Below are 23,673 nucleotides of genomic sequence, written 5' to 3'. Positions count from 1 at the left end.
GACGGCGCAGTGCCGTCGCTGCCTATCAAGGTGGGCGTCGGCGCGCTCACATGCCAATCACGAAGCCGGCGTCAACGCACACGTTTGCCTCACGCGATTGTGCGCCAGGTGCGACCATCACGCCGGGGGACCGCCGCCAGGCGATCTCGATGCGCAGGCGCTTCGCCCCGTCAATGACCGAACCGGTCGATCCTCGATGGGGTGTGGCCTCGCCGCACTAGGATTCATTACGCGGGTAGTAAACAATTCAAAAGACAGCTCGGAGGCGCCAAGCGAGCTGGTACGCCCGACGTCGGCGGCGTGCGGAATCCGCATGCCGATGAGTTCGTCCGAAGCGCTCCAGCACTGACACCTCTCCGCTGCAAGTGTGCTTGCGTTGGAGTACTGTATGCGTTGCGTGCGTTTCGCGCTGGCGGCTGCGCCGGCGATGGCTTTCATCCTTGCCGCCGTGCCTAGCTACGCCCAGGACCCGCCGCCGTCGGCCGCGCAGCAGGCCGCACCCCCCGCGGAAACGCCGGCTACCGATACCGTCGCGCTGCCGCAGCTCGACGTCGAGACCGAGGCCGCACCGGCCAAGCGCAACAAGCAGAAGCAGGCGATCAAGTCCAATGCGACGCAGGCCGCAGCGGCCTCGCCGGCGCCAGTCGAGACGGCGCTGCCCGGCATCGCCGTCGAAGGCGAGAAGCTGGTCCGCTCCTTCCAGGCGACGACGACAAGCATCGGGATCGTGACCGGGCAGCAGATCCGCGAGGAGCAGATCCAGGATCTGCAGGAAGCGCTCAACACGCAGGCGAACGTCAGCGCGCCGGAAGGCTCGCGCGGCAATTCGGGCATCGTCATCCGCGGTCTCAACTCGGAGGGCCTGACGCAGAACCAGAATCCTTCGGCCGCCCCGCTAATTTCGGTGGTGATCGACGGCGCGACGCAGAACCCCGAGGCAACGCGGCGCGGTGCCCGCGGGCTGTGGGACGTCGAGCAGGTCGAGGTGCTGCGCGGGCCGCAGTCGGCGCTGCAGGCGCGCAATTCGCTGGCCGGCGCGGTGTTCATCAAGACCCACGATCCGACCTACAAGTGGGAGGCGATCGTCGAGGGCACGGCCGGCGATTTCGATCTGAAGAGCGGCGGCTTCGTGTTCAATGCGCCCATCGTTGTCGGGCAGTCTGCGCTGCGCATTTCCGGCCAGTCCTACCAGCGCGACCACGGCATCACTTACACCAATCCAGAGAATGACAAGCTCGACGACGACGTGCTGCGCACCATACGCGGCAAGCTTTTGCTGGAGCCGGACGCAATCCCGGGGCTGAGCGCGCTATTCACGATCTCACGCGTCGATGACACGCCGGCAGTGACCTCAGTATCCCCGCCGTTCTTCGATCGCGTCCTGGACGTCAGCGGCCTGACCGACTTCGTGGACTTCCGCTCGACGCTTACCAACAATTTCATTTCCGACATCGGGTATAGCTTCGCCCCGGGAATGACGCTGCGTTCCGTCACCGCGTACGCCGACACGGAAACGGACATCGGCTCGGCGGCGGGATCGCTCTATGCGCGCGACGTGACGCGCGTCGGAGGCGATTTTACCCAAGATCTGCGGCTCGAGATCGAGAGCCGCGGCAACGGCCTGTCCGGCGTGGTTGGCCTGTTCTACGGATCGTTCAAGTCCAAGAACGACACCCTAGACAGCTTTGACTATGCCGCCGTCTCGGGTGGCTTTCTGCCAGCTCTACCGGTTCAGGATCTTATACTCGACGCCAAGACCGAGAGCATGGCGGCCTACGCCGATCTGCATTACCGGTTCTGGGATAAATTCGTTGTCATCGGCGGCGGCCGACTGCTGCGCGACGAGGTCTCAAGCACGACGACTGGTCAGGTTCTCTTCAATGCATTTGCTCCAAGTATATTCCTAGGCCCCGACTATCGGCCTCTAGACGGAAGTTTCTCGAATGAGTTCACCGAGGCGCTGCCGAGGCTCGGGTTGACATACGACCTGACGGACGATCAGACGATCGGCGCCACGTACAATAAGGGTTATCGCAACGGGTTCACCGAGCACCGACTTCTGACCGACCAGTTCAATACTGTGAAACCCGAGTACCTCGACGCCTACGAGGTGTCCTACCGGTCTACCTGGCTCAACAAGACGCTGTCACTCAATGGCAATGCATTCTACTACGACTATAAGGATCAACAGGTGGCGTTCGACGAGGAGCTCGACTTCACCGGCGCTGGTACCGGCCTGGGCTTCCCCCTGAGCTACATCCTCAATGCCGAGAACTCGCACGCCTACGGCGCCGAGATCGAGACACGCTGGCGCCCCGTCGCGCCGCTGCAGCTCTACGCCTCGCTGGGCCTGATGCGTACGGAGTTCGACAACTTCGTCGGGCCGACGGAAAATTACAGCGGCAATGAGTTTCCCGATGCTCCGGCCTACACCGTCGCGGCGGGCGGTATGTACCAAGACCGCTCCGGCTGGTTCGCCGGCGCCAACATGCGCCACACAGACGGCTACTACAGCGGCGGCGACCTGCAAAACTCGCCGCTGCGGTTCGTCGATGGCTACACGACGGTCGACGTGCGCACCGGCTGGGAGTGGGAGCACTACACGCTGACGGTGTTCGCCAAAAACGTGTTCGACGCGCAGTACGTAACGGCCCTCGGCTTCAACGCCGATGAAGCAACCGTCGGCGATGAGCGTCTCGTCGGCGTGACGGTGCGCGGGCGGTTCTAACTAAGATGCAGTGCGAGCGAATTGCGAGGACGTCCCGAGCCCTGTAGCAGACGCCCTCATGCCCCATCGATCGGGACGGGCAGGACCGAGGGGCACCCTATGCTACGCCCGTTTTGGCTGTAGCGCGCCGCGAATTATCCGGCACACGGTTAACGGGCGGCCGGCTAGCCCTCAGCGGGGGCGCACAAAAGTGCGGACGTCGCGGTCCCTGCCGGCCGCGTCCTCGACGAAGCCGAGCCGCGCGAAATTGGCCTCGATGGCGCGCAGGCCGTCCGGACCGTAGTGGCCGGGATGCGTCTCGATCACGGCGGCGCGGATCGAACCGGCGCTCGCCGCGGTGAGCAACTCGAGCTCGCCACCCTCGATATCCATGACCAGCACGTCGGGCCGGTGGCGATCGAGAATGTCGGGGAAGCTCAACACGCCGACGCTGACGACGGATTCGAACGGCGACGAAGGGTCGAGCGAGCTCGCCCAGAAGTCGCGCCGGCAATAAAACGGAATAGACGCCGCGCCGTCGGCACGCGGCACGACCACGCCGTTGAGCAGCTCGATGCCGTCGATGCCGTTCAGGGCATGCACGCGGCTGATGTAGGGAATGAGGTTCGGATTGGCCTCGACGCAGACGATCTTTCCGGCACCCGTGAACTTGCGCAGGTAGGAGCTAAGGAAGCCGAGGCCGGCGCCGAGCTCGAGCACGACGTCGCCCGGGCGGATGATGCGCGCCGACAGTGCCCGCTCGCGCCGCTCGTAGCGTCCGGCGGCGAGCGTCAACTCCATGCGCGGCGACAGCACGCTGCGGTCGATGGGCAGCACGATGCCGTTGACGCGCGCTTCGCTGCGCAGCCGATTGACGGCGCGCTTGATCATCCTGATCGGGTTCATGAGCCGTTCGGTGCCCCTGCACGACTTTCAGCGCGGCACCTTACAGCCAGGGTGCCGCGCGTGTCTTGCAAAGAGCAGGCAACCGACGGCTTACCCAGGTCAGGCGCTGAGCTTCGACTTGATTAAGCCGACCACCAGCGCGGTGAGGCCGCCGGAGACGCCACCGGTCAGGAACGCCGACACGATGGTGCCGATGTCGAGGCCGGACGCCGCGGCGGTGCCGCCGAGACCAAGCAGGGAGCCGAGGATTTGGCCGCCAACGCCGCCGCCGAGGGCGCCTGCGATGGTGTTGCCGAGCGTGCCGAGGCCCGTGTCCTTCGTGACGGAGCTGGCGGCATTGCCGCCGAGTGCGCCGCTGATGACTTGGATAATAAGTGAGGTGACATCCATCGGAGAACCTTCCCTGCCGCTGTCGAATTTCGACCGGCCGAATGTAGCACTGCGGTCGTCCGATGGCGCGGCTCTAGCGCACCGGGCAAAAATCGTAGGTGGAAAATTATTGGGCCTGACTTAAAGCCGGGGCGGCAAATAAAGCATATGGCATTTGCGTGAATTGAACGGCTTCAACGGCGAAAATGGGAGCCGACATCAAGCATCGCGGCAAGCGGTTTCGCCGGGCACTGCGCCCGAGCTCGGGGTGAGGCGCTTCTTGGCGCATTGCTCGGCCAGGAGCTGGCGCAGTGCCGCCTCGCGCTCCTTCCACTCCGCATTGCCGGCGAGATTGTCGAGCTCCATCGGGTCGGCCGTGACGTTGTACATCTCGACTTCCTCGGCCGCGGGCGTGGTCTTGATGCGCTGCTGGTAGAGCCGTTTGTCGGTGCCTTCGTCGGAGGCCTCGCGCCGCAGCGGCTTCACGACGAGGTCCTGCACGCCGTCGTCGCCCGGGGTTCCCGGATCGCTCCAGTAGCGCGGGTGGTCGAAGTAGCGCGAATACTTCCAGACGGCGCCATCGATCTCGGCGATGACGGTTTCGACATGGTTCGGCTGCACAACGGAATCGTAGGCGATGCCGATGAAGTTCTTCTGGTCCAGCCCGCGGCTGGGGTCGTCGTCGGTCATGAAGTAGATCGGCTCGGCCTTCGCCGCGCCGGCCTCGCCGCGGACGATGGCCGACAGATCGCGGCCGACAAGCGGCAGCGGGTCGGTGAACCCGGAGGCGATCTCGCTGCGCACCGCCTCGGCGTCGACGCCGGCGATGCCGAGAATCGTCGGTGCCAGATCGATGTGACTGGTCGGCATCGACACGGCGCGCGCCTGCGCAGTACCCGGAGGCACGATGACGAGCGGCACGTGCAGCGCCTCCTCGTAGGCCATGTACCACTTCTGGTGCATGCCGCCGTGCGAGCCGAGCAGGTCGCCGTGGTCGGAGGTGAAGATGACGATGGTGTCGTCACGGAATGACGAGGCATCGAGTGCGTGCATCACCTCGGCGAGGTGCCGGTCGACGTCGGCGTGCAACTTGTAATAGAGGCGGTAGTACTGCGCGTTGGCGAAGCTCGGCTGCATGAACGCGCTGTAGGCGTCCTTGTAGGACTTCTGGCATGCAGGCTTGCCGTCGAGCTTCTCTAGTCGCGTGCGGGCGAACCGATCTTGGTCGAACGGCTCCTGCGGGACGTAGTCCGGTACGCTGAAGTCGTACCTGCTCTGGGCGCGCGTCATCATGTTGGAGAAGAAACCCCACAGCGCGATGTCGTGCGGGTTGGTGAACGAGGCCATGACGAACCACGGGGTGCGGTCTTCGCTCGCCTCGAGATCCTGCAGCAGCTTGACGACCTGCGCCGAGATCGCCGGGTCGCGCCCCTGCTTGCCTTGCGGCGCTGACGAGCCAGAGCGCAGCGGGTCCGAGCCGTGCGGCTCCGGGCCGACCCAGCCGGAGAACCCGAACGGGTCCAGCGTGTCGGCTTCGAGGTAGACCTTCTCTTTGGCGGGGTCGGTAAAGCCGTTGGCGTCGTAGCTGGTGACGACCTGGCTGGTGCCGGGCACCTTGAGGTCGGCTTCGGTTACGTGCCACTTGCCCTTCCAGTAGGTGCGATAGCCGGCGGCGCGCAGATAGTGGCCGATGGTCGGCACCGAGCCGGGCGTCAGCCAGTGCATGTCCGGGTCCTCGGCGGCCTTGGCGGCGCCGTCGGTATTGGCCACGCCGTGCAGCGAGGGATAGTGGCCGGTGTAGAGGGAGGTACGGCTCGGCACGCAGGCGACGGAGGCGACGTAGTGCCGGTTGAAGGTGATGCCCTTCTGGGCCAGCGCGGTCTGCGTCGGCAGATAGGAGCGGCGGAATTCCTTCAGCGCCTCGCTCTCGTAGACGGTCGGGTAGCGCTGCTCGTCGACGAGCAGGAACAGGATGTTGGGACGGCGCTGGGAGCTTGCGCCGGCGGTTTGCGCGCAAGCTTCGCCGGGCGAGGAGCCGTTGAGGCCGGCCATACCGGCGGCGCCGGCGAGGCCGAGTTTCAGGGCCGTGCGCCGGTCGACGTCGCGTGGCTCGCTCATGGGTTCCCCCTTGGAATGACTTATAAGTTCCGGCCGGCACGACGGCGCCCCAATCGAGCCGAATTGCTCGGCATGAGTGGGCCGGTCGTCGTTGTGACGGGGTCGATCGTGCCGCGGGATCTTGCGTGAGTTCAACTGTAGAAATTCAGTCGCATATCGGGCGGACGTGGATACCGGCGCGCGCGGGTCAGCCGGCCCCCCTGGCGACGCCCTTCACGGTCGCGGAGCTGACCTCGGCCCACGGACCTCTCGCCTTGGAGGCGCGCTCGGCGCTGCGGGCGCGGCCCGGGTTTGCGGCAGCGGTGCGCACGACGGCGCGAGGCACGCTCGCGCTACATCAGGGCAACCGGCTGCTCAATCTCATCATCAACGACCGCGGCCGCTACATGGTCGGGCTGATGGCCGTCGATCTGCACTTCAATCGCGATGCTGCAGGCGTCGGTCTGACGCCGGGGCGCTTGCGCCGGCGTTGCGCTGAGACAGGCACCTGCAGCCCCGCGCGGGCCAGCGCCCTGCTGACGCTGATGCGGCTCGGCGACTTCGTGGGCTCGGGGCCATCGGTGCAAGACCGCCGCCGGCGCGAGTTGGTGCCGACCGAGCGGTTGATCAGTGCGCACCAGAACCGCTGGAAGTGCCAGTTCGAGGCTTCCGCGCCGTTGCTGACGGAAGCGGCGCATGCGCTCGCGGCCGTCGAGGAGCCGCACTTCGTGCCGGCGATGGCGCAACTGCAATGCGCCTACTACGACGCCGGCCTGCGGGTGCTGGATTTGGCGCCAGCGCTGCGCATCTTCGGCGAGCGCGCGGGCGGCATGTTCGTCGTCCTGGCGTTGATCGGCGCCGCGGATGACGATGCCTTGGTGAACGGCGCGCCGGTGAACATCTCAATTTCCGAGCTCGCCCGCCGTATCGGCTCCTCGCGCACGCACGTGATCAAGCTGTTGAACGACGCGGCCGCCGACGGGCTCGTGGATCGCTCGAGCGGCAATGGGATCGTGTTGCTGCCGCGGCTCAGCGAGGCGGTCCACGAATTCTTCGCCATCGGGTACTTGTTCCTCGCGCATTGCGCAAAGGCTATCCGGGAGGGGCATTTGAGGGCCCCTGAGCGTGGGCGGCGGGCCAGCCCCACGAGATCGTAGCGCTATATTCCCGCGCAGGATGTGTGGCTGACACAACGGCGAGCCCCCGCGGCTTGCCGGGGAAACGGGCGACCGCTAGGACTGGTCGGATGAACGGGACGGGGATCAGGAAATCAATGAGGGTGGTACTGCTGGCGCTCGTCGCGGCTGGCGGGCTGGCCGGCGCCCGGGCATGGGCGCAAGCGACCCCCGACAAACCCGGTTCCTGGGCTCCCGTCGAGACGCCCGCGGCCCCCGCCGCACCTGCCAAGCCTAACCAGCAGCTTCCCAAGGAGCAGGCTCCGGACGGGGTGAAGGGGTTTGCGGCGCCCGATCTCGTCGCCCCGAAGGCGGCGCCGGACGGCGCGGCGGGGCAGGTGTGCGGCAAGGCCGATTTCGAGGCGGTCGTCGACGACGCGGCCGGCGCGCTGCGCGACCTCAACCTGCAGAACAAACCGGCCTTCCAGGAGAAGCTGCGCCAATTGAAGGACAAGCGCGGCTGGAGCCACGACGCCTTTTTGAAGGAGGCGGCGCCGTTCGTGCGCGACGACAAGATCGCCGTCTACGATCAGGAATCGGAGCGGCTGCTCGCCGACATCTCGACGCTCGGGCAGGAGGGCGCCGAGGCGCCGACGCCCGACTGCACGCTGCTCGGGGGCCTCAAGACGCGCATGCAGACACTCGTCGACACGCAGACGGCGAAGTGGACCTACATGTTCCAGAAGCTGGACACCGCGCTCGCGCAGTAGCCACTGCTACACGTTTAGTTCCGCGTGTCGCAAAACCTACAGTCGCACGTCTTACAACAGCACATCATCGCCGAACGCGGGGATACTGTGCCATGCGCGCGCTGCTGCTCCCCTTCAGCCCACGCTATATCCTGTTGTCGATCGCGCTCGCCGGAACTGGCGCCTTTGGCGTGGCCGCGTGGCGCGAACCCGCCAGCCTTCCCTACTACCTTCTGCCGCTCGCCTTTTTCGGTGCCTTCGCCTTCCTCGGGCTGCGCGACCTGACGCAGCGCCGGCACGCGATCCTGCGCAACTATCCGATCGCCGCCCATCTGCGCTTCATTCTCGAGAATATCCGCCCCGAGCTGCGCCAGTACTTTTTCGAGTCCGACAAGGAGGGCATGCCGTTTCCGCGCGACAAACGCGCCATCGTCTATCAGCGCGCCAAGCACGAGCTCGACAAGCGCCCGTTCGGGACGCACTACGATGTCTACCGCACCGAATACGAGTGGCTGCATCACTCCATGGCGCCGAAACCCGTCGCCAAGGAGCCGTTTCGCATTCTCATCGGCGGGCGCGACTGCCGGCATCCCTATTCGGCGTCCGTGTTCAACATCTCGGCCATGAGCTTCGGCTCCATCTCGGCCAATGCCATCCGCTCTCTGAACAAGGGAGCCAAGCTGGGTGGCTTTGCCCACGACACCGGCGAGGGCGGGTTCAGCCCGTATCACCGCGCGCACGGCGGCGACATCATCTGGGAGATCGGCACCGGGTATTTCGGCTGCCGCAACAAGGACGGCACGTTCGCGCCCGAGCGCTTCGCGGAAACGGCCGCCATCGATCAGGTCAAGATGATCGAGATCAAACTGAGCCAAGGTGCCAAGCCGGGGCTCGGCGGCATCCTGCCAGCCGCCAAGGTGACGCGCGAGATCGCCCGCATCCGGCTTGTCGAGGCCGGCAAGGACTGCGTCTCGCCGGCGCGCCATTCCGCCTTCTCGGCGCCCGTCGAGATGATGCGCTTTATCGCCGAGCTGCGGAGGCTGTCGGGCGGCAAGCCAACGGGCTTCAAGCTGTGCGTTGGACACCCGTGGGAGTTCCTGGCGCTCGTCAAGGCGATGTTGGAAACCGGCATCACGCCGGATTTCATCGTGGTCGACGGCACCGAAGGCGGCACCGGTGCGGCGCCGCTGGAGTTCATCGATCATATGGGAATGCCGCTGCGCGACGGTTTGGCCTTCGTGCACTCGGCGCTGGTGGGCGCCGGGTTGCGTGAGCGCATAAAGCTCGGCGCTTCGGGCAAGATCACCTCAGCCTTCGACATGGCGCGCGTCATGGCGCTGGGCGCCGACTGGTGCAACTCCGCCCGCGGTTTCATGTTTGCGGTGGGGTGCATTCAGGCGCAGACCTGCCATACGGGCCATTGCCCGACCGGCGTCGCCACCCAGGACCTGACGCGTCAGCGGGCCATCGTCGTGACCGACAAGTCGGTGCGGGTGGCGAGCTTTCATAAGCAGACGGTGAAGGCGCTGGCCGAGCTGGTGGCGGCCGCAGGCCTCGACCATCCCGGCGAGCTGCGCCCCCACCACTTCATGCGTCGCGCCGCCCCCGACCGCGTCGTCACCTTCGCCGAGCAATACCAATTCATGGAACCGGGCGAGCTGTTGCGCGGAACGCAGAATGCGCACTTCGGCACTGCCTGGCGCATGGCAAGTGCTCATTCATTTGCCGCGGCCTGCGATCCTTCCCAGCGGATCATGCCCAACGCCGCGGAATAGGCGAGCCGCGCGAGCCTCGCACGCCTACGTGCGGACCCAGCCGTTGGGGCCGAGCTGCTCTTGCGGCTGGAAGCGCATCTTGTAGTTCATCTTGCGCGAGCCGTTGATCCAGTAGCCGAGATAGAGATACGGCAGGCCGAGCGTGCGCGCGTATTCGACGTGCTCGAGGATCATGTAGGTGCCGAGCGACAGCTGCTCGATGTTGGGGTCGTAGAAGCTGTAGACCATCGAGATGCCGTCGGAGAGCAGATCGCACAAGGCCACGGCCTTGAGCGGCCAGCTGTCGGGATCGCTGTCGAGCGGGTTCTCCGGCTTCTCGCGGTACTCGGTGACGAAGGTGTTGATGACGCTGTCCTCGACCATCATCGCGTAGTCGAGCACGGTCATGTCGGCCATGCCGCCGTCGGAGTGGCGGGCGTCGATGTAGCGGCGGAAGAGGCCGAACTGCTCGGACGTCGGCTCGGGCGGCACGCGCCGCGCTTCGAGGTGGCGCGTCTTGTCCAAGACGCGGCGCATCGAGCGGCCGATGACGAACTCGTCGATGACGACGCGCACCGACACGCACGCCTGGCAGCCCTCGCAGTAGGGCATGTAGGCGATGTTCTGGCTGCGACGGAAACCGCCGCGCAGAAGATTGTCGATGAGGCCGGCCGGCTTTTCCTGCGTGAGGTGCGTAAAAAGCTTGCGCTCCTGGCGGCCGGGTAGATAGGGGCAAGGCTGGGGAGCGGTGACGTAGAATTCCGGAAAGTGCTTTTGCTGCTCCGTCATTCGCCGACTGTCCTCGCCCTGGTGCTGCGGCGCCCTCTGCACCACTCACCGCAAGCTGATGATAAGTGAGCCGTTAGGGCGCGATCAAGGCGCCTCTCGACTTTACCCCGGTTGAGACTGCAAAGCCCTAACAATGCGTTCCGGCAATGAAATAGAGGGCGCGGCAACTTTAGAGCCGGTCTAACCCACGCCCTTGGTCTCGGTTTTGCCGTATGAGGCATTCTGCTCCAGAAAATCGATGATCTGGCTCGCAATGTCGATGCCCGTGGCGCCCTCGATGCCTTCCAGGCCGGGCGAGGAATTGACCTCCATGACCAGAGGGCCATGGCTCGAGCGCACCATGTCCACGCCCGAGACATTGAGGCCGAGCGCGGTTGCGGCGCGGGATGCGATGGAGCGCTCCTCGTTGGTCAGCTCGATCTGCACTGCGGTGCCGCCGCGGTGCAGGTTGGAGCGGAACTCGCCCGGGCGCCCGATACGCTTGGTGGCCGCCACAACCTTGCCGCCGATGACGAGGGCGCGGATATCGGAGCCGTTCGCCTCGCGGATGAACTCCTGCACCATGATGTTGACGTTGGCGGCGCTGAACGCCTCGATGATCGACTTGGCCGAGCCTTCCGTCTCGGCGAGGATCACGCCCATGCCTTGTGTGCCTTCGAGGAGCTTGATGACGACGGGAACGCCGCCGACCTCCTTGATGACGTCCTCGGCGTGGCGTGGCCCGTGCGCAAATGCCGTCACCGGCAGGCCGATGCCCTCGCGGGCAAGCAGCTGCAGCGCGCGCAGCTTGTCGCGCGAGCGGCCGATGGCGACGCTCTCGTTCAAGGGATAGACGCCCTGCATCTCGAACTGACGAAGCACGGCGAGGCCGTAGTGGGTGATGGACGCGCCAATCCGCGGAATGACCGCGTCGTAGATCGGCAGGCGGCGTCCGTTGTAGCGAAGCAGCGGCTGGTTGGACGTGATGTTCATGTGGACGTGGAGAGTGTTGACCACGTCGATCGAATGGCCGCGCGCCCGGGCCGCCTCGCACAGCCGTACGTGGGAGTAGAGCTGCGGATTGCGGGCGAGCATCACGAAGCGCATCGAGCACCCCTAGAGCGGGCTACCCTAACGAGCCATGAATAGCAGCGCAGGGCAACCCGCGCTGCATCATCGGCAATTGCGAGGAAAGTAGGGCTCTCGGGCTGCGCTCAATTGGCCGCTAGCTTAGGCGCGGCGGGGCATATCCACGGGTGGTGCCGAGAAGCGCGCCGGAGCGGCGCCCGCTGGTGCGCTCAGGGACGGGGCACCCTCGTCCTCGGGCTCGATCGACGCATACAGCAGGGTTGCCGCCGCAGCGATGGTAACGAATAGGATCACGACGCCGAGCAGCGCACGCTTCAGTGCCCATTGAAGGGTCGGCGTCTGCATAACCACAACGTTCGTACCCTCAACGCGCGCCGGCGCCGTGGTCGTCGACATGGCTTTTCGCACTCTCGCTAGATGTGGAAAAAGGTCTTGGCGTCCCCTCGTGGCAGGCCGCGGTGCGACCTGCCTTATGCACCATCCATGTAAGAGGTCGGCGCCCTGGTCAAGGGCTGTCGCGGGGTGCGTCGCGTTCTCGCAGACGCTCGTTGTGGCGGCGCCACGCCTGCCGCGCGAAGCGGCCACTTCCGGAGGCGCTGGGGGCGATTTCGACCTAGGCGACGGCGCTGGACTGGCGCGCCAGCTCGACGGTCGCCTGCAGGTCGACCTTGCCGGAGGCGAGCACCGGGACCGCCTGGACGATGAGGATGGACTTCGGCACCCACAGCTCGGGGAAACCTTCGCGGCGGGCGTGGGCGAGGAGTTCATCCTTGCTCGCCTGCGGCTTGTCGGTGACGAGCAGGAGCTGCTCGCCTTTGCGGGGGTCGGGGAAGCTCAGGCACACGTGCTGCGAGTCCGTCCAGAGGCCGCAGGCCAGCGTCTCGACCGCCGCCAGCGACACCATCTCGCCGCCGAGCTTGGCGAAGCGCTTGGCGCGGCCGCGGATGGCGACGAAGCCGTCGTCGATGCTGACGATGTCGCCGGTGTCGTGCCAGCCGTCCGCGGGCGGGACGAGCACGCCCGGATTGTCGGCGAGGATGTAACCGGCCATCACGTTGGGGCCGCGCACGAACAGACGCTTGCCGTCGCTGAGGCCGGGGACCTCTTCGAGCCGCGCCTCGATGCCGGGCAGGAGGCGGCCGACAGTGCCGTAGCGGTTCGTGTCGGGCAGGTTGCAGGCGAGCACGGGAGAGGTCTCGGTCACGCCGTAGCCTTCGAGGATCTCGGTGCCGTTGGCTTTCACCAATTGCCGCGTCGGCTCCTTCACCTTCTCGGCGCCGCAGACGACGTACTTCAAGCTCTTGAGCTGACCCGGCTCGGCGGCACGGGCGTAGCCGCCGAGAAAGGTGTCGGTGGCGACCATGAGCGTCGCCTTCACCTTGTCGATGAACTTCGGGATCTGCCGGTAGTGCAGCGGGCTCGGGTAGAGCACGCACTTCACGCCGGCGAACAGCGGCGTGAAGGTGCCGGCCGTCAGTCCGAACGAGTGGAAGATCGGCAGCGGGTTGAGAAGCGTCTCGCCGGGCACGAGTACGTGCTGCAGGTGGACGCGCGCCTGATCGACGTTGGCGAGGATGTTGGCGTTGGTAAGCACGACGCCCTTGGGCACGCCCTCGGTGCCCGACGTGAAGAGGACGACGGCGGGCTTGTCGGCCTTCTCTGGCGTGGGCCCGTAAAGGAACTTGGCGAGAGTCGTGCGTGCCGCGCCGGCAAGCTTGTCGACAATGCCGATGCCGGCGCGCACGTCTTCCAAATAGACAATGCGGGTCTTGGCGCCGGGCGCGTATTCGGTCTCGGCGAGCGCGGCGATGAGCTCCTCGAAGTTGCCGGCCTCGACGAAGCGCTTCGAGGTCAAGACGATGCGCAGCTGCGCCGTGCGGATGGCGGAGGCGAGCGCGCGTTTGCCGGCGGAGAAGTTGAGCACCGCGGCGACACGGTCGTAGGCGTTGAGGCCGAGGAGCGTGACGGGCAGGCCGACGGCGTTGGGCAGGAACACGCCGACATTGTCGCCGCGCCGCGTGATCTTGGCGAGCCGGCGCCCCAGCACGAGGCTGGCGAGGATCAGCCGCCCATAGGTGAGGGAATTGCCGTCGGCGTCCTCGAGGATGACCGTGTTGACGCCGTTTCGGCCCGCGGCTTCGACGAAGCCGGAAAAGAGGGTGGTGCGCGCGCGAGCGGGATCGAATGTTTGGGTCATCGAAATAGGATTATTTGCGCTTATGGCCGGTCTGGGGGCCGGTCTGTGACGGCTCTTTCTCGTTGTAGCCGGTGGGGGGAAGCGCGCAATCGATGTTCGATCTCGCTAGCGCAGCAAATGGGGTCGGCGGAGCATTGTGCGGCGCAGCATGATTTGCCCAAAAAGCCGTCAGTCGAGAGCCCGTCAAGGTAAACCATTGGCTAAGTCCACTCGCCGGCCTCCAGAGGAAAATACTGGAATCATCCATACTTAGATGTGTTCCAAGCACACTATCCCGAGTTATTTGACGTGTTCGTCCCTTAGGCAGCGAATGCCTATGATTGAAACTTGAGCAGATGTCGATTCGGCCCTACGCTGCTAAATAACAACAACAAGAAGCGACGAGGACACACCAAGGCGGATCCGGCCCTCTCACGAGGGTGATTTCGGCAGGAACCTTGGGGGTGACCCATGATTGAAGTCGTCGCAATGGTCTGCTTCATCAGCGATCCAAACAAGTGCAAGGACGTGCACCTGTCATTTGCCGCGGAATCCGTCACGCCGCAGCAGTGCATGATGTACGGCCAGATGGAGCTGGCGAAGTGGACGGAAGGCAATCCGAACTGGACGATCCGCAAGTTCAGCTGCGGCCGTTCGGGCCGTTTCGCAAAGGCTTAGCCGGCCAGATGACGGATTGAGGCGGCCGCGCCACGCCCGGCGGAACCGCCTTGAGTCTTGGCTCCAACCGGTCTCGCCGGGGTAACGAGAGCGGACGAGCCAGATAAGATTGCGATCCAATTTCTGCCCGGCAGCGGCAACTCTGCGCCTTGGGCGTTGACTTGTCCCCCGCCATCGCCTCCCTAGACCGCCATCATCCATGCGGCCATGCGGAGTAGACGATGTCGGACACCCCTTCATCAGCGCCGAAGTTTGCGACCCTCGCCGTGCATGCGGGCACTGCCCCCGACGCTTCCACCGGCGCCCGCGCGACGCCGATCTATCAAACCACCTCCTACGTGTTCAACGATGCCGACCACGCCGCGGCGCTGTTCGGGCTGGAGGTGTTCGGCAACATCTACTCCCGCATCGGAAACCCGACGCAGGCGGCGCTCGAAGGGCGCATCGCGGCCCTGGAAGGCGGCACGGCGGCGCTCGCCGTCGCCTCTGGGCACGCGGCCCAGTTTCTCGTCTTCCATACGCTGCTGGAGCCGGGCGATGAGTTCGTTGCCGGGCGGCAGCTCTATGGCGGCTCGGTCAACCAGTTCAATCACTCGTTCAAGAAGTTCGATTGGCACGTGAAGTGGGCGGACGCGACCGACCCGGCGAGCTTCGAGAAGGCGATCACGCCGAAGACGCGCGCGATATTCGTCGAATCCATTGCCAATCCCGGCGGTGTCGTCGTCGATCTTCCCGCGATTGCGGCGATCGCCAAGAAGGCGGGCGTCCCCTTCATCGTCGACAACACGCTGGCAACGCCCTACCTCTGCCAGCCGAAGGAGTTCGGCGCCGACATCGTCGTGCACTCGCTGACCAAGTTCATCGGCGGCCATGGCAACTCAGTGGGCGGCGTCATCGTCGATTGCGGTACCTTCGATTGGCTCGGTGCCAAGCACAAGTACAAGACGCTCGTCGAGCCGAACGCGTCCTACAACGGCATGAAGCTCGCCGAGACGTTCGGCAACTTCGCCTTCGCCATCGCCGCGCGCGTCATGGGTCTGCGCGACCTCGGGCCGGCGATCGCGCCGCTCAACGCCTTCCTCATTCTGACCGGCAGCGAGACGCTGCCGCTGCGTATCCAGCGTCACTGCGACAACACCCTCGCCGTCGCGTCATGGCTCGAGAAGCATCCAAAGGTGGCGTGGGTGAGCTATGCGGGCCTGCCGTCGAGCAAGTTCCACGCCCTGGCAAAGAAGATCTGCCCCAAGGGCGCCGGCGCGGTGTTCACCTTCGGGCTCAAGGGCGGCTACGAGGCGGGCGTGACGTTCGTCGGCGCGCTGAAATTGTTCAGCCACCTGGCCAACATCGGCGACACGCGCTCGCTGGTCATCCATCCGGCGTCGACGACGCACCGGCAATTGACCGACGAGCAGCGCACGGCGGCTGGCGCGGGGCCGGACGTGGTGCGCCTGTCGATCGGTATCGAGGACAAGGACGACATCATCGCCGACCTCGAGCAGGCGCTGGCGCAGCTCGATTGACCATCGGTCGAGGCCGTGCGCTCCATTGCACACGAGGTGTGCTACAATTGCGGTGGCGGGTCGAGGACGCAGTCATGTTCAAGACGCGGTTTACCTTGCTTGGCGGCGTGGCTTTCCTGCTTCTGTCCGTGTTGGTTGGACAGGCCGCCGACGCGCCCACGGTCGACGATCTGATCGACAAGCTGCAGGTGAAGCCACGGAAGCCGGGCGCTGGGGTCGCGACAAATAAGGAACGCCCGCCGAGCGTCAAAGGCGGCCGCAAGCTGACCACCAAAGAACGCAAAGACGTGGCGGAGACCGTGCGGCGCGACGATCTTCCTACCGCCGACCTCGAGGTCTATTTCGATTTCAATTCGGCTGTCATCGCGCCCTCGGCGCTTTCTGCGCTGAAAACGTTGGGGCAGGCGCTGGCGGACAAGCGGCTTGCGGGCGGCACCTTCATCGTCGGCGGACACACGGACGCCAAGGGAGAGGCTGATTACAATCAGCGCCTCTCGCAGCGGCGCGCGCAAGCCGTTCGCGATTTTCTCGTCACCAATTTTCCGATCGATCCGGCGAAGCTGATGGCGGTCGGCTACGGCGAGGAGCAGCTCAAGGCTGCCGACGAGCCGCTCGCCGCCGTGAACCGTCGCGTGCAGGTCATCAACTGGACGGACGTGGCGGGGAGGTAGAGCGCCGGCAACGTCCCTCGCCGACCTCGAGCAGGCGCTGGCGCACGTTTGACGCATTCGGCGGCTAGCGACGTAGGTTGGTAGGGGGGACGTTAGATGGGGGAATTCCTGGCCGCCGTTGTTTCGGCGTTCGTCGCTCTTGGCGGCCTGCTCGTCGCTTGGCGAAGGGCCCGTGAAGCCGCGCTGCGGAAAGGCGAGGTCCTCGCGTGGTCGAACGACGTCATCCACAATATGCAGAGCCTCGTCCTGATCTGCCAGCGGCGCAGCGTGCCGTTACCGCCGGAGATTGAGGCAGCGAAGCTGCACGATATCTATTTCGCGACGTCGGTGCTCGCCGAGCAGGGACGATTGTTCTTCAAGAACGAGCGCGCTGGGGATCATGGGATCGACAAGCCGGAGGCGTTCCAAGGCCGGCGCCCCGACATACTCGACCAGGTAATACTGGCGCACCAGATAGCCGGCGCCTTCGGTGGCGCCGACGAGGAGGCTCGACGCCGCATGTGCTGCGTTGCCGAAGATGCGGCGCGGCGTTTCGTGACCTTGGCGCAGAAGGAGGTTGGGCGCAGCCGTACGGCCTCGGCCGCCACGAGCAAAGGCGGCACGGGTCCCACGCTTCCGTCATTGATGAGCGGCGTGGCCCCCGAGCGGCTTCGCTAGTGCGGAATTTATCGCGTCGGCGCTACACGACCTTCTTGGACAGGCGGGCGATCGAAGTGGTCTGGCGATGCCAATCCTTGATGCCGACCGCCGGAAATCCGCCGACGACGGAACCGGCGGCAACGTCGCGCATGACGCCGCTCTTAGCCGCTATCTGCGCGCGCGAACCGATATTGAGGTGATCGGCGACGCCGGTCTGGCCGCCCATCATCACGCCATCGCCGACGACAGTGCTGCCGGCGATGCCGACCTGTCCGCAGATCACGCAGTGGCGGCCTAGCCGCACGTTGTGGCCGATGTGCACGAGGTTATCGAGCACGGAGCCGGCACCGATCACCGTGTCCTCGGTGGCGCCGCGGTCGATGGCGCAGTTGGCGCCGATCTTCACGCCTTCCTCTATAACGACGCGGCCGAGCTGCAGCATGCGCTCGAGCCCCGCCGGTCCCGGCACGAAGCCGAAGCCCTGCGAGCCGATGGTGACGCACGTCTCGATCTCGACGCGATGGCCGATGAGCGCGTGGCTGATGCAGCAGTTGGCGCCGATGCGGCAATCGTTGCCGATCAGCACGCCGTCGCCGATGACGACATTGGGACCGATGTGGCAGCGCTCACCGATATCGGCATCGCGGCCGATGACGGCACCCGGATCGATTTGCGTGCCCTGTCCGATATGGGCGCTGGGGTGCACGGTCGCGGAGGCATGCACGACGGGGACCAGCGTCTGCGGCGGATAGAAAAGGCGGCCGACCTGCGCATACGCGCGGCGCGGATCGGGGACATAGACGAGGCGGCTCTCGGCCGGGGCGTGATGCGCCAGCTTGCGGCTGATGATGATGGCACCGGCGCGGCTCGGGGCCAGCGCATTCAGGTAGCGGAGGTCGTGGAAGACGCTGATGTCGTCGGGGCCGGCGGAATCGAGGGCGGCGATATCGCTGATGGAGACCGTCGCATCGTCGGGAAGGAGGGCCTCGGCGCCAACGACGGCGGCGATGTCGGCCAGCACAAATGGGCCGGCGCGATGGAAGAAGCGGGCGTCGGCCATGCGGTTACCTTTACGCAAGCGGGATACGGGGACGTGGAGAAGCAAGACGGCGGCGCAGCGATGCCGAATATCTGCAGGCTGGCATCATAGATTATCGCGGGCGCCGACGCATCAAGCCGTTTCGATGGTGGCCCGAATGTGTCGGACGCTCCGGCCGTCCCGTGGTCACTGCGCCGCATCCGGCCGACGCGCCGCTACAACCTTGGGGGACGCTCAGGCGTTCATGGGCATGGAAATAGAGGAGACTAACCATGCTCGACCACATGGGCTTTCGCGTGAAGGACCTTAAGGCGGCGCGCCGCTTTTATGACGCCTGCGCCAATGCGCTGGGCCTGGCGACCATCGACAATACGGATGAGTCCTTCCTCGTCGGTCGCAGCGCCGAGGAGCCGCTTCCTTTCATCTGGGTCGGCACGGCGCTGCCGGCGTTCTGGACGGCGGCGCATAGGACGTCGGCGGCGCCGATCCACGTGGCCTTCGCCGCCAAGGACCGCACGGCGGTCGACAGGTTCTACGCCGCGGCGCTGGATGCCGGCGGCATCGACAACGGTGCGCCAGGGCCGCGCGGGCCTGAGGCGATGAGCTATTACGCCGCTTTCGTCCTCGACCCGGACGGCAACAACGTCGAGGCGGGCGTGCGCGAGTGATGGCCGGGGGCAACGAACCATACGCGGATGCAAAGGTGCCTAACCGATCTGCCACCATTGCCCATCGCCCATGCCACGCTTCCCCCTGGTCGGGCGCAATTCGCGGCCGTCTACTCGTGGCGACCCGCCGCCGAAACTGGGGGGAGGGTCGTTGCCCGCGAAGGGCGACAAATTGTCATGACAATAGAACTACGTATTAGGGAGAAGACGCAATGACCAACAAGTGGGTCGCCATTGTTTCGGTTCTGCTGCTTTCCGGAACCGTCGCCGTCGCCGACGACTGGGCTGGCAAGATGAAGACCGTCGATACCGATGGCAGCGGCACCGTGAGCCGCAACGAGTGGAACACGAACTCTCCAAAGCTGAGTCTTGGAGCCGCCACGCCGGAATTCTCGGCCTTGGACAAGAACAACAACAACAGCATTAGTGAGAAGGAATGGTCTGCGGCGGACAAGATTGCATCGGCCTACGGCAAGTCATGCAAGTCGGCCGATAGTTCCTGGTGCCCGTGCCAGGGTAACCCCGACAAGCCTGAGTGCCAGTAACGGCTATCGACGAACTGCTCCTCGGACTTCTGTCCGAAGCAGTACAGATTTCGAGCCTATAGCTACCTCGAAACCCGGCGGGCAACTTCCGGGTTTCGGGCGACGCGCTGGCGGCGCGGTTTATCGATCGGCAGCCGCGAGCGGCGGAGCGATTTCCTCCAGCGGCCTCTGCCGAGACGCACCAGTTGTCGACGATCGTCTCGGGGGGCGAGGTGTCCGCGACGGGCAGTGACCGGCGACGCTGCGCAAGGTTCGTGGCCACGGGCGCCTCCAATCGCAAATCCTAACGGGCTGGAAAAGGCGCCAGTTCCTCCTCCCAATTGGTTGGGAGCGGTTATGGCAATTTGGATATAATGGGCCTCGTCAGTCCTACATCTTAGGACAATTGCCAACCGGGGACCGCTCGTCCATGGTGAGAGCCCGGTGGGATAATCGGAGCAATGAATGCGCGGCGATATGCCGGCCGTTGAGGCAAAGGATACCATCGCGGCAGCGACCACTCAGCTCGTAGCGGCCCTGCATCCAGCAACCGGTTTCGGGGATTGGGTTTCCGTCGCAAGTTTGCGGCAGGTTATGCATGCCTTGCCGACGGCGATCTACACGACCGATACCGCCGGACGTATCACCTTCTTCAATGCGGCAGCCGTCGAGCTGTGGGGCTGCACTCCGAAGCTCGGCTCGAGCGAGTTCTGCGGTTCCTGGAAGCTCTTTTGGCCGGATGGCACGCCGTTGCCGCACGACGAGTGCCCGATGGCGATGGCGCTCAAGCAACAGCGGCCGATCACGGGCATGGAAGTGGTGGCAGAGCGCCCCGACGGCACGCGTGTTCTGTTCTTGGCGCATCCGACGCCGCTTTTCGACGACGCCGGCCTCTTGATCGGCGCGGTCAACATGCTGCTCGACGTGAGCGAGCGTGCATCGCAGCGGTTGGCGTCGATCGTCGAGTCGTCGGACGACGCGATCATCAGCAAGGACACCAGCGGCATCATCAGGACCTGGAACACCGGGGCGGAGCGCGTGTTCGGTTACACGGCCGAGGAGGCGATCGGCCAGCCGGTCACCATGCTGATCCCTACGGATCGCCTGGATGAAGAGCCGGAGATCCTGCAGCGCATAATGCGCGGAGAGCGTATCGACCACTACGAAACCGTTCGCCAGCGCAAGAACGGCGAGCTCATCGACATCTCCATCACCGTGTCGCCGCTCAGGAACGCCGCCGGCCGCGTGGTCGGCGCCTCGAAGATTGCGCGCGACATTACCGACCGAAAGCGGGCCGAGGCGCACCGCGAAATGCTGCTCGGGGAGATGAAGCATCGGGTAAAGAACACGCTCGCCATGGTCCAAGCGTTTGCGAACCAGACGCTGCGCAGCGTCCCGAAGGAGGAGCGCGAGACGTTCGGTGGGCGCCTGCGCGCGTTGGCGGGAGCCTATGAGCTCTTGACCAGCGAGACCTGGAACCGGGCACAGATGCGCCGGGTCGTCGAGCAAGCGCTCGAGCCGTTCCCGGTACAGCGTATTGTCGTCGAGGGACCCGACTGCGCCGTCAACGCGGCCAACGCTTCACATCTCACGCTGGCGCTGCATGAGCTTGCGACCAATGCGGTCAAGTACGGTGCGCTGTCCAATGCGGAAGGTCGGGTCCATATCGACTGGCTCCCCGAGGGACAATCGCACGTGCGTCTCACCTGGCGGGAGAGCGGGGGTCCAGCAGTGCCGCCACCGGAGCGCAAGGGGTTCGGCTCCACGCTGATCGAGCTCGTCCTTGAGAACGTACGATTAGAGTACGCTCCGGGCGGCGTGGTGTGCGCCATGAGTGTCCCCCTAGATAAGTAGGACGGACGCCCCACGCGCTAACGCGGCCCGCTCCTCCATTTTGGTTTGACTTCATTCTCCGCCGTAGCGGCGAGTGCGTCCACGCGCACGTGGTCCGCGTGCCCTATGCGAGCAGCCCAGCAGCGGTGCCTCGCAATTGAAATTGAGATTTTACCTTACACCAAAATGGCGTGCTGCAGATCGGAACAGTTGGCAATACCCTCCGTTTACAAACGAATACCTTCCGTGATCGGCATAATTCCTATGCGCCCGCGTCCACACCAATCAACGCTTTCTGGGAGGAGCGAATGGCTCGTCAATCAGCTCTGATCGCTGGCGCCGCAACAGCCCTCATTTGCGCGCTTATTCCCATAGCTTCCCTCGCGCAGACACAGTCCAAGCCGGCGAGCGAAGCGACCAAGGCGGCCAACGCCGCCGTGTTGAATTCGCTGCCCTTCAGCGACAAACAGGACTTCGAGGACGCTCAGCGCGGCTTCGTTGCGCGGCCAGAGAAGCTCACCATCAAAGACGCCAAGGGGAACGTCGTCTGGGATTTGGAGCAGTACAAAACCTATATCGGCGATGATAAGCCGGCGCCGGATTCGGTAAATCCCAGCCTCTGGCGCAACGCGCAGCTCGGGCTCCACTACGGGCTGTTCAAGGTGACCGACCGCATCTACCAGGTCCGCGGTTATGACCTGTCGGTGATGACGTTCATTCAAGGCGACACCGGCTGGATCGTCGGCGATCCACTCATCTCCACGGAAACCGCCAAGGCGGCCTACGATCTCGTCAGCGAGAACCTCGGCAAGAAGCCGGTCGTTGCCGTCATCTACAGCCATTCCCACGTCGACCACTACGGTGGCGTACGCGGCATCGTCGACGAGAACGATGTGAAGTCCGGCAAGGTGCGCATCATCGCGCCGGAAGGCTTCACCGAGGAAGCGGTGAGCGAGAACGTCATTGCGGGCAACGCCATGAGCCGTCGCGCCATCTACATGTACGGCGCACTGCTGCCGCGCTCGCCGGTCGGCGGCGTGAGCGGCGGTCTCGGGCCAACCACATCGACCGGAACCGCGACGCTGATCGTGCCATCGGAGACGATTTCCAAGACGGGCACGAAGCTGACGATCGACGGCATCGACGTGGAATTTCAGATGACGCCCGGCACGGAAGCGCCGTCGGAGATGAATACCTTCTTTTCACAGTTCAAGGCGATGTGGATGGCGGAGAACACGACGCACACGCTGCACAACCTACTCACGTTGCGCGGCGCCAAGGTGCGCGACGCTGCGGCCTGGGCACGCTTCCTGCAGCAGACCATCGATATGTTCGGCCCAAACATCGACGTCGAGTTCGCGAGCCATCACTGGCCAATGTGGGGGCACGAGCGCATCATCGACTACTTGAAGAAGCAGCGCGACCTTTACAAGTACATCCACGATCAATCGGTGCGCCTCATGAACGAAGGCTACACCGGCGTCGAGCTGTCCAACATGATCAAGCTGCCGAAGGAGCTCGACCAATCGTGGTTCAATCGCGGCTACTACGGCACCGTCAAGCACAATAGCCGCGCCGTCTATCAGCGGTACATGGGCTTCTATGACGCCAACCCAACCACGCTCGACGAGCTCCCGCCTGAGGAGGCGGCTGTGAAATATGTCGAGTACATGGGCGGTGCGCCGGCAATCATCGCGAAGGCCAAGGGCGATTTCGACAAGGGACAATATCGATGGGTGGCGATGGCACTGAAGAACGTCGTGTTCGCCGATCCATCGAACAAAGAGGCCAAGGAGCTTCTGGCCGATGCCTACGAACAGATGGGCTATCAGGCCGAATCCGGTCCGTGGCGGTCGGTCTATCTGCAGGGCGCCTATGAGCTGCGCCACGGCGTGCCGAACTCCGGCGGGATCGATACCGCAAGCCCTGACACGATAAAGGCGATGTCGCCCGAACTGCTGTTCGACTACCTCGGCGTGCGGCTCAACGGTCCAAAGGCGGAAGGTAAGAAGATCGGGCTCAACATCAACTTCACCGATCTCAATAAGAAGTACGCGCTCTTCGTCGAGAACGGCACGTTGAACTACAGCCCCAAATTCGTCGAGACGCCCGACGCAATGCTGACGCTGACCAAGAACACGCTCGATAGCATTCAACTGAAGACGACAACGATCGATGACGCCATAGCCGCTGGTGACCTGAAGGTCGAGGGCAACAAGCAGTCGTTCAGCGATTTCCTGGGATTGCTCGACACCTATCCGTTCTGGTTCAACATCGTCACGCCGTGACACTCGCCTGCGGCTAGGGGCGTCCTTCCAAGCGGGACGCCCCTCGCGCATTGTGTGCGCCGCCATCAACGAAGGCAGCGCAC

General features: G+C 64.8%; 20 protein-coding genes. 12 read left to right on the top strand and 8 right to left on the bottom strand.

Annotated elements, in window-relative coordinates:
* Positions 1-388 precede the first annotated feature (388 nt).
* Positions 389-2,728 (top strand): TonB-dependent receptor, encoded by a 2,340-nt coding sequence (locus GIW81_RS04455; protein ID WP_154738112.1) that lies wholly within the window; start codon positions 389-391, stop codon positions 2,726-2,728.
* 171 nt (positions 2,729-2,899) lie between these two features.
* Here GIW81_RS04455 and GIW81_RS04450 read toward each other — a convergent pair whose 3' ends face one another.
* The 3 genes from GIW81_RS04450 to GIW81_RS04440 form a co-directional block, all read right to left on the bottom strand.
* The gene (locus tag GIW81_RS04450) at positions 2,900-3,613 is read right to left on the bottom strand and encodes an FkbM family methyltransferase (RefSeq protein WP_154738111.1); all 714 of its coding nucleotides are present in this window, start codon (positions 3,611-3,613) and stop codon (positions 2,900-2,902) included.
* 99 nt (positions 3,614-3,712) lie between these two features.
* Positions 3,713-4,003, bottom strand: coding sequence for a hypothetical protein (locus tag GIW81_RS04445; protein WP_154738110.1), 291 nt, complete (start codon positions 4,001-4,003; stop codon positions 3,713-3,715).
* 198 nt (positions 4,004-4,201) lie between these two features.
* Positions 4,202-6,100, bottom strand: a complete 1,899-nt coding sequence (locus GIW81_RS04440; RefSeq protein WP_195930375.1) for a sulfatase-like hydrolase/transferase — start codon at positions 6,098-6,100, stop codon at positions 4,202-4,204.
* Between the two features lie 125 nt (positions 6,101-6,225).
* Between GIW81_RS04440 and GIW81_RS04435 the strand changes: the two genes are divergently transcribed.
* The 3 genes from GIW81_RS04435 to GIW81_RS04425 all read left to right on the top strand — a co-directional run bounded on the left by GIW81_RS04435 (position 6,226) and on the right by GIW81_RS04425 (position 9,718).
* Positions 6,226-7,236, top strand: a complete 1,011-nt coding sequence (locus GIW81_RS04435) for a hypothetical protein (protein ID WP_154738109.1) — start codon at positions 6,226-6,228, stop codon at positions 7,234-7,236.
* 116 nt (positions 7,237-7,352) lie between these two features.
* Positions 7,353-7,964, top strand: coding sequence for a hypothetical protein (locus GIW81_RS18780; RefSeq protein ID WP_195930373.1), 612 nt, complete (start codon positions 7,353-7,355; stop codon positions 7,962-7,964).
* A 92-nt stretch (positions 7,965-8,056) separates the two neighbouring features.
* On the top strand, positions 8,057-9,718 hold the full coding sequence (locus tag GIW81_RS04425) for an FMN-binding glutamate synthase family protein (RefSeq protein ID WP_154738108.1): 1,662 nt from the start codon (positions 8,057-8,059) through the stop codon (positions 9,716-9,718).
* A gap of 24 nt (positions 9,719-9,742) precedes the next feature.
* On the opposite strand, the gene GIW81_RS04420 is transcribed toward GIW81_RS04425, so the two are convergent.
* From GIW81_RS04420 to GIW81_RS04405, 4 genes are all read right to left on the bottom strand, one after another.
* Positions 9,743-10,486, bottom strand: a complete 744-nt coding sequence (locus GIW81_RS04420) for an arginyltransferase (protein ID WP_154738107.1) — start codon at positions 10,484-10,486, stop codon at positions 9,743-9,745.
* 180 nt (positions 10,487-10,666) lie between these two features.
* Positions 10,667-11,572, bottom strand: a complete 906-nt coding sequence (rimK, locus tag GIW81_RS04415) for a 30S ribosomal protein S6--L-glutamate ligase (RefSeq protein ID WP_154738106.1) — start codon at positions 11,570-11,572, stop codon at positions 10,667-10,669.
* A gap of 123 nt (positions 11,573-11,695) precedes the next feature.
* On the bottom strand, positions 11,696-11,950 hold the full coding sequence (locus GIW81_RS04410; RefSeq protein ID WP_154738105.1) for a hypothetical protein: 255 nt from the start codon (positions 11,948-11,950) through the stop codon (positions 11,696-11,698).
* 217 nt (positions 11,951-12,167) lie between these two features.
* Positions 12,168-13,751: an AMP-binding protein gene (locus GIW81_RS04405; RefSeq protein ID WP_154738104.1), complete on the bottom strand. Its 1,584-nt coding sequence runs from the start codon at positions 13,749-13,751 to the stop codon at positions 12,168-12,170.
* Between the two features lie 450 nt (positions 13,752-14,201).
* Here GIW81_RS04405 and GIW81_RS04400 point away from each other — a divergent pair, with 450 nt between their 5' ends.
* The 4 genes from GIW81_RS04400 to GIW81_RS04385 all read left to right on the top strand — a co-directional run bounded on the left by GIW81_RS04400 (position 14,202) and on the right by GIW81_RS04385 (position 17,256).
* Positions 14,202-14,408: a hypothetical protein gene (locus GIW81_RS04400; protein WP_154738103.1), complete on the top strand. Its 207-nt coding sequence runs from the start codon at positions 14,202-14,204 to the stop codon at positions 14,406-14,408.
* Positions 14,409-14,629: 221 nt separating this feature from the next.
* On the top strand, positions 14,630-15,928 hold the full coding sequence (locus GIW81_RS04395) for an O-acetylhomoserine aminocarboxypropyltransferase (protein ID WP_154738102.1): 1,299 nt from the start codon (positions 14,630-14,632) through the stop codon (positions 15,926-15,928).
* 74 nt (positions 15,929-16,002) lie between these two features.
* A complete protein-coding gene (locus GIW81_RS04390; protein ID WP_154738101.1) occupies positions 16,003-16,599 on the top strand; it encodes an OmpA family protein in 597 nt (198 codons plus the stop codon).
* Positions 16,600-16,695: 96 nt separating this feature from the next.
* Complete coding sequence (locus GIW81_RS04385; RefSeq protein WP_154738100.1) at positions 16,696-17,256, top strand: hypothetical protein; 561 nt, start codon at positions 16,696-16,698, stop codon at positions 17,254-17,256.
* A 22-nt stretch (positions 17,257-17,278) separates the two neighbouring features.
* On the opposite strand, the gene lpxD is transcribed toward GIW81_RS04385, so the two are convergent.
* Positions 17,279-18,298, bottom strand: a complete 1,020-nt coding sequence (lpxD, locus tag GIW81_RS04380; RefSeq protein WP_154738099.1) for a UDP-3-O-(3-hydroxymyristoyl)glucosamine N-acyltransferase — start codon at positions 18,296-18,298, stop codon at positions 17,279-17,281.
* A 251-nt stretch (positions 18,299-18,549) separates the two neighbouring features.
* Between lpxD and GIW81_RS04375 the strand changes: the two genes are divergently transcribed.
* The 4 genes from GIW81_RS04375 to GIW81_RS04360 all read left to right on the top strand — a co-directional run bounded on the left by GIW81_RS04375 (position 18,550) and on the right by GIW81_RS04360 (position 23,590).
* On the top strand, positions 18,550-18,945 hold the full coding sequence (locus GIW81_RS04375; protein ID WP_154738098.1) for a VOC family protein: 396 nt from the start codon (positions 18,550-18,552) through the stop codon (positions 18,943-18,945).
* Positions 18,946-19,157: 212 nt separating this feature from the next.
* On the top strand, positions 19,158-19,490 hold the full coding sequence (locus GIW81_RS04370) for an EF-hand domain-containing protein (RefSeq protein WP_154738097.1): 333 nt from the start codon (positions 19,158-19,160) through the stop codon (positions 19,488-19,490).
* Between the two features lie 573 nt (positions 19,491-20,063).
* Positions 20,064-21,323, top strand: coding sequence for a sensor histidine kinase (locus tag GIW81_RS04365; protein WP_195930371.1), 1,260 nt, complete (start codon positions 20,064-20,066; stop codon positions 21,321-21,323).
* Positions 21,324-21,610: 287 nt separating this feature from the next.
* Positions 21,611-23,590 (top strand): alkyl/aryl-sulfatase, encoded by a 1,980-nt coding sequence (locus tag GIW81_RS04360; protein ID WP_154738095.1) that lies wholly within the window; start codon positions 21,611-21,613, stop codon positions 23,588-23,590.
* The last annotated feature ends 83 nt before the right edge of the window (positions 23,591-23,673 follow it).

Source organism: Hyphomicrobium album, from assembly GCF_009708035.1.
In the GTDB taxonomy this organism is placed as follows: Bacteria; Pseudomonadota; Alphaproteobacteria; order Rhizobiales; family Hyphomicrobiaceae; genus Hyphomicrobium_A; species Hyphomicrobium_A album.
The sequence above is the reverse complement of the archived record's forward strand: the minus strand, read 5'-3'. Positions and strand labels throughout refer to the sequence as shown.